Annotated in this window: 8 protein-coding genes; 5 read left to right on the top strand and 3 right to left on the bottom strand. The window is 54.1% G+C overall.

The features are described from left to right. Nucleotides 1-13: 13 nt before the first annotated feature. Together A1332_RS08490 and A1332_RS08485 are read right to left on the bottom strand one after the other, a co-directional pair. Nucleotides 14-967 carry a FecR family protein gene (locus A1332_RS08490; RefSeq protein ID WP_064008067.1) on the bottom strand — a complete coding sequence of 318 codons (954 nt, stop codon included), beginning with the start codon at nucleotides 965-967 and terminating at the stop codon, nucleotides 14-16. A gap of 12 nt (nucleotides 968-979) precedes the next feature. After that, on the bottom strand, nucleotides 980-1,495 hold the full coding sequence (locus tag A1332_RS08485; protein WP_064008066.1) for an RNA polymerase sigma factor: 516 nt from the start codon (nucleotides 1,493-1,495) through the stop codon (nucleotides 980-982). A 309-nt stretch (nucleotides 1,496-1,804) separates the two neighbouring features. Between A1332_RS08485 and A1332_RS08480 the strand changes: the two genes are divergently transcribed. The 5 genes from A1332_RS08480 (at nucleotide 1,805) to A1332_RS08460 (ending at nucleotide 10,388) form a co-directional block, all read left to right on the top strand. Further along, complete coding sequence (locus tag A1332_RS08480) at nucleotides 1,805-2,830, top strand: GlxA family transcriptional regulator (protein ID WP_064008088.1); 1,026 nt, start codon at nucleotides 1,805-1,807, stop codon at nucleotides 2,828-2,830. An 83-nt stretch (nucleotides 2,831-2,913) separates the two neighbouring features. Continuing rightward, complete coding sequence (locus A1332_RS08475; protein WP_064008065.1) at nucleotides 2,914-5,076, top strand: hemerythrin domain-containing protein; 2,163 nt, start codon at nucleotides 2,914-2,916, stop codon at nucleotides 5,074-5,076. A gap of 330 nt (nucleotides 5,077-5,406) precedes the next feature. Then, nucleotides 5,407-6,072 carry a CerR family C-terminal domain-containing protein gene (locus tag A1332_RS08470; RefSeq protein ID WP_064008064.1) on the top strand — a complete coding sequence of 222 codons (666 nt, stop codon included), beginning with the start codon at nucleotides 5,407-5,409 and terminating at the stop codon, nucleotides 6,070-6,072. A gap of 105 nt (nucleotides 6,073-6,177) precedes the next feature. Continuing rightward, the gene (locus A1332_RS08465) at nucleotides 6,178-7,290 is read left to right on the top strand and encodes an efflux RND transporter periplasmic adaptor subunit (RefSeq protein WP_064008063.1); all 1,113 of its coding nucleotides are present in this window, start codon (nucleotides 6,178-6,180) and stop codon (nucleotides 7,288-7,290) included. Beyond that, nucleotides 7,287-10,388 (top strand): efflux RND transporter permease subunit, encoded by a 3,102-nt coding sequence (locus tag A1332_RS08460; RefSeq protein WP_064008062.1) that lies wholly within the window; start codon nucleotides 7,287-7,289, stop codon nucleotides 10,386-10,388. Before A1332_RS08465 ends, A1332_RS08460 begins: the two co-directional genes overlap by 4 nt. A 154-nt stretch (nucleotides 10,389-10,542) precedes the next feature. On the opposite strand, the gene A1332_RS08455 is transcribed toward A1332_RS08460, so the two are convergent. Further along, nucleotides 10,543-11,070: an REP-associated tyrosine transposase gene (locus tag A1332_RS08455; protein ID WP_064008087.1), complete on the bottom strand. Its 528-nt coding sequence runs from the start codon at nucleotides 11,068-11,070 to the stop codon at nucleotides 10,543-10,545. Nucleotides 11,071-11,155 lie beyond the last annotated feature (85 nt).

Genomic DNA, 11,155 nt, shown 5'->3' with positions numbered 1-11,155 from the left:
GAAGACCTGTTTGTTAACGGCTGTACAGCACGATGGTCTGCTTTTGGCGTTGCACGCGGATAGGCAGGACTTTTTCCAAGGCTTGCAGAAACGGCTTCAGATCTGCGGTATTGAAACTGCCGCTAAGGGTTTGTTTGGCCAAAGCAGGATCGGCAAACGCAAAACGCACGGCGTGATAACGCTCCAATTCCGCGACGACTTCGGTCAGCGGGGTATGGTCGAACAACAGGTGGCCGTTAAGCCATGCTGCCACTTGTTCGGGATTGGTTTTTTCGGATTTTTGCCAGTGGCCGTTTGGATCTATCTTGCGGCTGAAGCCGGCCGGTAAATTTTCGCCAAACCAGCTGCGGCCGGCATGCAGGGCAACTTCGCCTTCCAGCACCGATACGGCGGTGCCGTGATTATCATGCCGCACATTAAACACGGTGCCGATGTCTTCAATTTGCAAACTGCCGGTACGCACGGTAAACGGGCGCCAGGCCTGATGGGCGACGTTGAACATGGCTTCGCCTTGCCGCAATTCAATCTCGCGGCGCCACCAGGACAGACGCACACTCAGTTTTGTATCTGTATTCAATTGCAGTTGGGAACCGTCGGCCAGCTGCACGGTTTGCCGTTCGCCAATGCCTGTTTGATAAGCCGTGCTGGGCGCTTTGAAATCCTGCCATGCGCCGGTCAGTGCCGTGGCAAGCAGCAGGCTGCCGGTTAAGATTTTGCCGTTTCGCCAGAGGCGGGGCCGTGTTGAGCGTGCGGCATTCAAGCCCGTTACCTCGCGGCTTTTTAGTTTGTCCAGGTTTCCCCACAGGCTGGCTATGTCGTCGTAAGCCTGCTGATGCGCGGGATTTTGCAGAAGCCATTGCGAGAATGCTTGCCGCCGCTGGTCATTGCAGTATTCGGACTGCAACTCCACAAACCATGTCGCCGCTTGTTTAAGAATCTGGTCTTGCGAAAGCTTAGATACCTTCATCAATTTGCCTGTTTAGTACTGCGGATCGATTAGTATTTGATGGCAGTGCAGCATGGCCTTGACCAATTGGCGTTGCACGGTTTTCTCGGAAATGCCCAGTTGTCCGGCGATTTGCGCATACGTTAATTCGTCGATCTTGCGCAGCAGCAAGATATGCCGGCATTGTCGCGAGAGGCTGGCGATAGCCAGTAACAGGCGCTCGCATTGCTGGCTAAGAATGGCGAAGTCCTCGGGTTGCATCAGCGGGCAGGTCAACTCGTCGTCTAAGCCTTGAGTCTTTGCACCGCTACGCTGATGGTGGCGAATAAAATCTATCGACAGTCGTTCGGCGGTACGGAATAGATAGCCGGTCAGATTGTCGGTGTGCGCCAGACTGTCCTTGCCCAACAGACGTAAATAAGTCTCCTGGCTTAAATCTTGAGCGGCATCCGGGCACTTTACCTTTTGCATCAAAAAATCGACGATGGCTTCTTTGTGATTCAGAAATAATTCGGCTATCTGATCGTGCTGTATGGCGATGACGGACAAGCGACAAGCTCCGGATTTTTGTGAACGGAAGTGGGAATTTGCCGCAAGCTGTATGCCAATAAAGGCAGACAGTTGCCCAGTCCGCATAATGCTTGGGGGGGTAAGGTTTTTGAGGGAACTACGTAGGGTCAGGATTACATGCAAAACTATGTCATATACCGTATTCGCATGCGGCATATGACGCGGTTTATCGGATCAAAAAAACTACAGTCGGAGCCTTTCTTTGGCAGAAATCGAGGGAAATTTGTCATTGAGCGTAAGCAAATTCTGCGTCATGCTGCTCACGCTGGCCGTTACCGAGGTATCGTCATGAATAATTTCAGTTTTTCCAAGCCCGATAGTTTTACCTTTAAAAACCGGAAAATCGGCATTGTGGCGTTTCCGAATGCCCAGAGTTTGGATATTTCCGGGCCATTTGAAGTATTCAGCTTTGCCAACTGTACATTAAAAATGTTAGGGCTTAGTGAGCAAAGTATTTATACGGTCAAGGTATTAGCGGATACCCCTGGAGCACTAACGACCATGTCCGGCCTGCAAATCATTGCCGATGAGGCCTATGGCGCTCTGGATAGTCAGTTCGATACCTTGTTGATTGCCGGCGGTAATATCTCTGGCGAGCTATCTAACGTCAAACTGCTGGATTGGATCAAGGCGATGGCGCCCAAAGTCAATCGGCTGGCTTCGGTATGTACGGGTGCCTTTTTGCTAGCTGAATCCGGCTTGCTGGACGGCTGCAAGGCTACCACCCATTGGCACTATTGCCAGCAATTTGCCAGGAACTATCCGCGTGTAAAGCTGGAGCCCGATCACATCTTTGTCAGGGATGGGCATATCTTCACGTCGGGCGGCATTACGTCGGGAATCGATTTGGCCTTGGCGATGCTGGAGGATGATTGGGGACAGGAGTTAGCGCTCTATGTCGCGCGATTTTTGGTGGTGTTTTTGAAGCGTCCTGGCGGCCAATCGCAATTCAGTAGCTATTTGACCTGTGAGGCAAGTCATCGCCCGGATTTGCGCGAGCTGCAAACCTGGATCATGGCGCATACCAGCGAGGATTTGCACGTCGACATGTTGGCCGAGCGCATGGCGATGAGTCCGCGCAATTTCGCCCGGCTATTTTTAGCAGAAACCGGCATGACCCCGGCCAAGTTCGTGGAAATGGCGCGTATCGATCAAGCCCGGCATTGGCTGGAAACTACCGAGATAGCCGTGGAAACGATAGCCGGCAAAGCCGGATTCAAAGATCCCGAGCGGATGCGGCGGGCGTTTATTCGTCAGCTTGGCGTCAACCCGCAGAACTATCGACAGCGCTTCAGCAAAGCGATAGCCGATTAGCTTTTAACAAAGCGATTTTTGATGCTGCCGCCAAGGGCAGTCGCCCAAGGCTTGCCAAAAATAAATTAAATGAGGGGATAACTATGCGTATTTTACTGATTTCAACCGCATTCTCTGGGCTAACCCAGCGTTATTACAGCGAATTGGCAGACGCTGGTTATACGGTGTCCGTGGAGTTGCATCTGGGCGATGAAGCCAAGTTGTTAGAGGGGGTCGCGCTATTTAAGCCTGATTTGATCCTATGCCCGTTTTTAACCCGGCGTATACCCAAGGCAATTTATCAATACTATAAATGTTTGATCGTCCATCCCGGTATCAAGGGTGATCGCGGCCCTTCGTCACTGGATTGGGCAATTCAGACTGGCCTTAAGGAGTGGGGAGTGACCTTGCTGCAGGCCGACGACGAGATGGATGCCGGGGCGATTTGGGCTTGTAAAACCTTTCCGCTGCGCGCCGCCACCAAAAGCAGCGTGTTCAACCGCGAAGTGACCATTGCAGCGGTCGAATGCTTGTGGGAGGCGTTGAGTTATTTGGAGGCGGCCGATTTCAAGCCGGAGCCGTTGGATTACACTCGTCCGGATGTCAAAGGGCAATTGCGGCCGCAGATGAAACAGGCGGATCGAGTGATTGATTGGAAAAAACACAGCACCGAGCAGATTTTGAGACGGATACGCGCGGCGGACGGCACGCCTGGGGTATTGGACCAGATTTATGGTCAGCCCTTTTATCTGTTCAACGCCCACCGCGAAGACCATTTACGCGGCAAACCCGGCGAGATCATTGCCATTGCCAACCAGGCGATCTGCCGGGCGACATGCGATGGCGCGCTGTGGATCGGTCACCTGAAAGCCAAATTACCCGGCGGAAACGGCATCAAACTGCCGGCGGCCCTGGCGCTGCAAGATTTGCTGCCGAAACCGGGCAACGGCTTGAAGGGTTTATTCGGCAAAGCCTTGAAGTTTATCGATATCGATTACAGCAAACCGGGGCGGCAGTTGCCTTGCCAGGAGGTGTGGTATCAACTCGACGGTGAAGCCGCTTATATCCATTTTGCCTTTCATAATGGTGGGATGAGTACGGCGCAATGCCGATTGCTATTGTCTGTGTATAGACACGTCGCCACCCTGGATGTGAAAGTCATTGTGTTGATGGGCGGCGAAGACTGCTGGTCCAACGGCATACACCTTAATAATATCGAAGCCGCCGCCAATCCCGCCGACGAATCTTGGCAAAACATCAACGCCATCGACGACCTGATTTACCAAATTATCACGACCTTGGATAAATTAACCATCGCCGCATTATCCGGCGGCGGCGGAGCAGGCGGGGCGATATTGGCGATTGCGCCGGATAAGGTCTTGGCGAGGGATGGGGTGATTTTCAACCCGCATTACAAAAATATGGGAGAACTCTATGGCTCCGAATATTGGACGTATTTATTACCTAAACGAGTAGGGTTGAGCATGGCGACGCAACTGACCGAAGAACGATTGCCGATTAGTGCCAAGAAAGCTTGGCGAATGGGCTTGGTTGATAAGGTGTTGGATCGGCAACACACGATTTTTGCCGCGCAATTGAAACAGACGGTCAAATCCTATCTGGCCGACCCAGGCGCATTGAAAGTCCTGTTGGATGAAAAAGCCGAAAGGCGCTGCGCCGACGAGGCCGCCAAACCCTTGGCGGTTTATAGAAAATTCGAGTTAACCCAGATGTACGCCAATTTTTACGGAAACGATCTTTATCACCAGGCGCGGCAAAGTTTTGTGTTCAAAAAATGTCAAACAAAAACCCCGGATAATATCGCCAAGCATAGGGTGGTGGAATTGTTAAAAGCACCGCAACCTGGCAGCTTGTTGCATTTTGCCTGGCAAGAAAGCTACGCCTTGGGCGACGAAAAAATCGACGATCAACATAAGGATTTCTTTGTGTTGGCGGAAAGATTATTAGCTGCCGTGAATAAACATGAGATGAATGACGCGCTATTTGATTTATACCAGCACGTTAAAGTCCATTTTGGGGAAGAAGAAGCATTCATGAATCAGGTTGGGTTTCATCACTATAAAAGCCATGTCAAAGAGCACAATCTGATGTTGGAAAAATTGTTGGAAATGGATAAAAAAATTCAACAGGACGACTGGAGTACCGAGGAAGTGATGGGCTTTATCGATAAATGGACCCAGCACATTTTAAAATCCGACATGGCTTTTAATCAGCATTGGCAGGAAATGTTTAAGTTTTGCGTATAAGTTGCTCGGAAACGATATTTAGTCGGCTTGGGTTTTCGGTCCAAGCCGGCGGCGGCTTGCCGCTGGCGGGCCTGACAATGCCGTACCAGCATCTCATTGTCCAACAACAAGGTATTCATCTTGGGAGGCTGTTAGCTCCGCGGTCTTCAAATTAGCAGCCAGTACTTCAGTCACACCATTTCCAAAATCTTGCCCGGCAAATCCGAATAATCTCTCTGCCATTCAAACTCACGGCCTGCGCTCGCTCCAGATTGACAATCAATCGATTGATTGATATTTTGCAAATCAATCGATTGATTTTATTTCTGGCAAGCACTTCGCCGAGGCAGCATGGTCACAACCGAAAACTCAAACACAGACGTTCACGACGCACGCAGCCGACTGGTGATGTCGGCGTTGCGGCTGTTTGCCGAAAAGGGCTACAAGGCCGCCTCTACACGGGAAATCTGCGATGCAGCGGGGGCGAATATTTCCTCGATCCGCTATTACTTCGGCGATAAGGCCGGGTTATATCGTGCTGCGTTCACCGAACCGATGGGCGATTTGCCTTGTGGTTCCAATGTGGCGGAATACGCGGACTTACCCTTGCGCGATGTGCTGGGCAGGTTTTTCAGCGAATTTCTGGAGCCTTTTAAAAGAGGCGAGGAACTGGGGCTGGTGATGAAACTGCACTTTCGGGAAATGATCGAGCCGACCGGCGCCTGGCAACAAGAAATCGACACCGAAATCAAACCGCAACATGAAGCGCTGGTTTCCTTGTTGAAAGCGCATTTACGCCTGCCTGATATTGACGTCGATTTGCATAGGTTGGCTTTCGCGATGATAGGGATGGCCGTGTATTTTTATGTCGGGCAAGAAGTCGTCTCCGTCATTTCTCCGCAAATTTTAACCGCGCCCAAAGCGATTGATGTGCTGGCGGAGCGTCTAGCCGGCTATGCGCTTGTCATGGTCGAAGGCGAGGCCGCACGTCGTGCAGGGGGCGCTGATGAAAAATAACCCACTGAAACTTCTTGCTTTAAGTCCTACGGCGCTGGACGGTTTACTGACCAGCGTTCGCCAATTATTTTTGCATCAAAACGCCACTTTCACCGGAGGAAAGTCATGAGTAAAGGCAAGATAGGTACATTGTTACTCGTCCTGTTATCGATAATTGGCATTGGGATAGCCATCGGCCGGGCCAACGAACCCGCCCCGTCAACCACGCCGCCCGCCAACAACAACCCGGCGCTTAGTGTTTCGGTGATTGGCCCGGAAATGCGCGATATTCCGGTCAGCCTTACCGCTAACGGTTCAATAGCCCCCTGGCAGGAAGCGGTGATCGGTGCTGAAGTCGGCGATCTGCGTCTGAGCGCAATCAATGTGCAAGTCGGCGAAGCGGTCAAGAAAGGCCAGGTGTTGGCGACATTTTCCGACGAGAGCGTGCTGGCCGATGTCGCGCAAAGCCGAGCGGTATTGGCGGAAGCAGAGGCCAATCAGGCCGATGCGCGGATCAACGCCGAACGCGCTGCTCGGCTTGCCAGCAAAGCCTTGAGCGCTCAACAAGTTGGACAATATCTAACCAGCGAAAAAACCGCCAACGCCAAAGTGCAACTGGCCAAGGCGCAGTTGGATGCACAATTGTTGCGGCTGAAATATACCAAGGTGTTAGCCAGCGATGATGGCGTGATTTCCTCGCGTAGCGCCACCTTGGGCGCTGTCGCCGCCAAGGGGCAGGAATTGTTTCGTTTGATCCGGCAAAACCGGCTGGAATGGCGCGGCGAGTTGACCGCAGCCGAAATGACTCAACTCAAACCTGGCATTAAGGTGATGGTGGAAGTGCCTAATGTCGGCAGCATAGAGGGTACGGTGCGTTTCCTGGCGCCAACCCTGGATGTGCAGAATCGCAACGGTCTGGTTTACGTTGATTTGCCCAATGCCGTGCAGAACGGCTTACGCGCAGGCATGTTTGCCCGTGGCGAATTTGATTTGGGCAACTCCACCGGCCTGACCGTGCCGCAAGAGGCCTTGTCTTTGCGGGATGGCTTTAGTTATGTATTTCTGCTAACAGAACAAACCGAAGACCGAGCCCGCGTTAAGCAAGTCAAAGTGCAACTGGGTCGCAGAAACGGCGGCAAACTGGAAATTTTATCGGGAGTGGCCGCCGATGATCGACTGGTGGCCAGCGGCGCGTCCTTTTTGGCTGATGGCGACAGCGTGCGGGTGTTGACACAATGAATGTCTCCGCCTGGTGTATCCGCAACCCCATTCCGGCCATGATGTTGTTCGTGCTGCTCAGTTTTGCCGGTTTGCTTAGCTTCAAATCGATGAAAATCCAGAACTTCCCCGACCTGGATCTGCCCACCATCACCGTCTCGACTTCGCTGCCCGGTGCTTCGCCGTCGCAATTGGAAACCGAGGTGGCGCGGAAGATCGAAAATGCCATCGCCACCTTGCAGGGGCTGAAACACATCACCTCCAAAGTCCAAGATGGCAGCGCTACTATCACCGCCGAATTTCGCCTGGAGAAGCCTGTACAGGAAGCCCTGGACGATGTGCGTTCCGCCGTTTCCAAAGTCCGCGCCGATTTGCCGGGCGACCTGCGCGACCCGATTGTCACCAAGCTGGACTTGGCTGGTTCGCCGATCTTGGCTTTAACTGTCAGCTCTAGCCAGCGCGACGAAGAAGCGTTGTCCTGGTTTGTCGAAGATACGGTAGCCAAACGGCTGTTGGCCGTGCGCGGTGTGGGCGCGGTCAATCGGGTGGGCGGTGTCAGCCGCGAAGTGACGATTGCGCTGGACCCGGTCAAACTCCAGGCCCTAGGCGCGACCGCCGCCGATATTTCCCGGCAATTGCGGCAAATGCAGCGCGAGAGCGCCGGCGGCCGTATCGATTTGGGTAGCGGCGAGCAACCGGTGCGCACCCTGGCGAACGTGGCCTCGATCGATGAAATACGGCCCTTGCAGCTATCCCTGGCCGACGGCCGCCACATTCGGCTCGATCAAGTCGCCAAGGTGGACGACTCGGTCGCCGAACCGCGCGCGCTGGCGCTGCTGAACGGCAAGCCGGTGGTGGGCTTTGAAGTGACCCGCAGCCGGGGCGCCAGCGAAGTGGAGGTCGGCGCGGGCGTGCAAAAAGCCTTGGCCGAACTACGCGTCGCCAACCCGGACATTGAATTCACCGAGGCTTTTAATTTTGTCACGCCAGTTGAGGAGGAATTTCAGGGGTCCATGACCATGCTCTACGAAGGGGCCTTGCTGGCGGTTTTGGTGGTCTGGTTGTTCTTGCGCGATTGGCGAGCCACTTTTATTTCCGCCGTGGCCTTGCCGTTGTCGGTGATTCCGGCCTTTTTGGGTATGGATTATTTGGGCTTCTCGCTGAATGTGATCACGCTGTTGGCCTTGTCGTTGGTGATCGGCATCCTGGTTGACGACGCCATCGTCGAAGTGGAAAACATTGTCCGCCATTTGCGGATGGGCAAAACGCCGTATCAAGCCGCGATGGAGGCGGCCGACGAAATCGGTTTGGCTGTGGTGGCCACTACCTTCGCACTGGTTGCGGTATTTCTGCCGACCGCGTTTATGAGTGGCGTTGCCGGCCGGTTTTTCAAGCAATTCGGCTGGACGGCCGCTTTGGCGATATTGGCCTCGTTAGTCGTCGCCCGTATGCTGACGCCGATGATGGCGGCGTATATGTTGAAAGACAGGGAGCACGCAGCGATAAAAGAAGGTGTCGTGATGCGCACCTATATGAAATTGGCAGGCTGGTGCTTGCACCATCGGCTAACCACAATCTGCGGTGCGGCGGCGTTTTTTATCGGCTCGCTGTTTTTGATTCCGTTATTGCCCACCGGCTTTATCCCAGCGGACGACAACCCGCAGACCCAGGTCTTCGTAGAATTACCGCCCGGCTCCAGTCTGGCGCAAACGCGTGCGTCCGCCGAAGCTGCCAGGCAGTTGGTCGCTGGTATCGATTACGTAAAAACGATTTACACCACTATCGGCAGCGGCTCGGCAGGTAGCGATCCCATGGCCGGCAATCAAGGCAGCGGCGAGGTGCGCAAAGCCACCTTGACGATTACCTTGGCCAACCGTCAGGACAGACCGGTGCGTAAACAGGTCATCGAGCAAAGTATCCGCCAGGCGCTACAAAAACTGCCCGGCGTACGCACCAAAGTCGGTTTGGGTGCTTCCGGCGAGAAATACGTGCTTGTGTTGAGCGGCGACGATCCGCAAGCATTGAGTACTGCGGCCCGCAGCCTGGAACGCGATCTGCGAACTATTCCCGGTCTAGGTAGTATTGCCTCCAGCGCCGCGCTGGTGCGTCCTGAAATCGCGGTAAGGCCGGATTTTGCCCGCGCCGCCGATCTGGGCGTGACCACCACCGCGCTGGCGGAAACCCTGCGCATTGCCACCTTGGGCGATTACGACTGGTCTTTATCCAAACTTAATCTGGCCCAACGCCAGGTGCCGATGGTGGTGAAACTGGCCGATGAGGGCCGGCACGATTTGAGCGTGTTGGAACGCTTGGCCGTGCCGTCCGCAAAAGCCGGCATCGGCGCGGTGATGGTCGGCCAGGTGGCTAAACTGGAACTGTCCAGCGGTCCGGCGGTGATAGACAGGTACGACCGCTCGCGCAATGTCAACTTCGAAATCGAATTGTCCGGCCAGCCGCTCGGCGACGTTGCCACGGCTGTGGAAAACCTTCAGAGCATTAAAAACCTGCCAGCCGGCGTGAAGCGCATCAACATTGGTGATGCGGAAATGATGGGGGAACTGTTCGCCAGCTTTGGTTTGGCCATGCTGACTGGCGTACTGTGTATCTTTATCGTGCTGGTCTTGCTGTTTAAAGACTTCCTGCAACCCATCACCATTTTGGTGGCATTGCCGCTGTCCTTCGGCGGCGGCTTCGTAGCGCTGTTGTTGACCGGCAAGGCTTTTTCTATGCCGTCCTTGATTGGCTTGGTGATGCTGATGGGCATAGCCACCAAAAACTCCATCCTGTTGGTCGAATACGCCATCGTCGCCCGCCGCGAACACGGCATGAGCCGCATGGATGCGCTGCTGGATGCCTGCCACAAACGGGCTCGGCCTATCGTGATGACCACCATCGCGATGGGCGCGGGTATGTTGCCGATTGCGATAGGCATGGGTAGCGCGGATTCCTCATTCCGCAGCCCGATGGCAGTCGCGGTCATCGGTGGCTTGGTGACGTCCACCTTGCTGAGTTTGTTGGTGATTCCGGTGGCTTATACCTATCTGGACGATTTCAAAAGTCTGAGCATGGCATTTTGGAAACGCTGTACCGCGCCCAAGGCCGTCGCTGTCGAATCGTGATTTTCGAAACAAGCCGTCATCAATAGCGCATTCGTAAAGATGAAACAGAAGCGGTCGGGCTAGGGTAAGGCGCTATTCGAGCTATCCTGCCGGCCATCAAGCTCATGCCGGCAATTGAAGGGTGTTGGCTTTTGGAACCTCGATTTCATCGAGGCTACGGTTCGCCGAAACTCCGATCGGCAACATTCTCGCCAGCCCAGTTCACAGGTAACCATCCGCGACGTACGTAACGGTGAAACGATGAAAACGGCCAATCTTGCACGCGTTGCGCCCAACCGTGCTTCACCGGGTTGAAGTGAATGTAATCGATGTGATGCAACCAATCCTGTTCGTCGCGTATGGTATGTTCCCAATAACGGCGTTGCCAGATAGATGCGCTTCCATCATGCCGTTTGCCTACATCCATACCCTGGCGGTCCAGGGCCTGAGTAAACAGCGATTTAATCGATTTCCAACGTCCGGGATAATCGGTATCGTGTTCCGGCAAACGCCATATTGCATGCAAATGATCGGGTAATACCACCATTGCCTCAATCACGAACGGTTTTCGGGCGCGTGTTTGCGCAAACACTCGGCGCAAATCGTCGACATGTTCGACCAGAAAACGCGCCCGGCGATCACGCAAAGTCACCGTAAAAAAATAAGTGCCACCCGCCAAGAAATTACGCCGATACGCCACCATCGCCATTCCTTACGTCGATTGAAATCGGGCCATTGTAGCCTCGATGCAGCGTCAGCGGAATCGAGGGCGTCGGCTGCCGGTCAAC

The organism is Methylomonas methanica (assembly GCF_001644035.1).
GTDB lineage: Bacteria > Pseudomonadota > Gammaproteobacteria > Methylococcales > Methylomonadaceae > Methylomonas > Methylomonas methanica_A.
This window is presented reverse-complemented; position numbering and strand designations above follow the sequence as displayed.

Excerpts from the sequence above, each read along its gene's own strand:
- A1332_RS08475 (WP_064008065.1), top strand. The coding sequence starts at position 2,914 with ATGCGTATTTTACTGATTTCAACCGCATTCTCTGGGCTAACCCAGCGT.
- A1332_RS08460 (WP_064008062.1), top strand. The coding sequence starts at position 7,287 with ATGAATGTCTCCGCCTGGTGTATCCGCAACCCCATTCCGGCCATGATG.
- A1332_RS08490 (WP_064008067.1), bottom strand. The coding sequence starts at position 967 with ATGAAGGTATCTAAGCTTTCGCAAGACCAGATTCTTAAACAAGCGGCG.
- A1332_RS08455 (WP_064008087.1), bottom strand. The coding sequence starts at position 11,070 with ATGGTGGCGTATCGGCGTAATTTCTTGGCGGGTGGCACTTATTTTTTT.
- A1332_RS08480 (WP_064008088.1), top strand. The coding sequence starts at position 1,805 with ATGAATAATTTCAGTTTTTCCAAGCCCGATAGTTTTACCTTTAAAAAC.
- A1332_RS08465 (WP_064008063.1), top strand. The coding sequence starts at position 6,178 with ATGAGTAAAGGCAAGATAGGTACATTGTTACTCGTCCTGTTATCGATA.
- A1332_RS08470 (WP_064008064.1), top strand. The coding sequence starts at position 5,407 with ATGGTCACAACCGAAAACTCAAACACAGACGTTCACGACGCACGCAGC.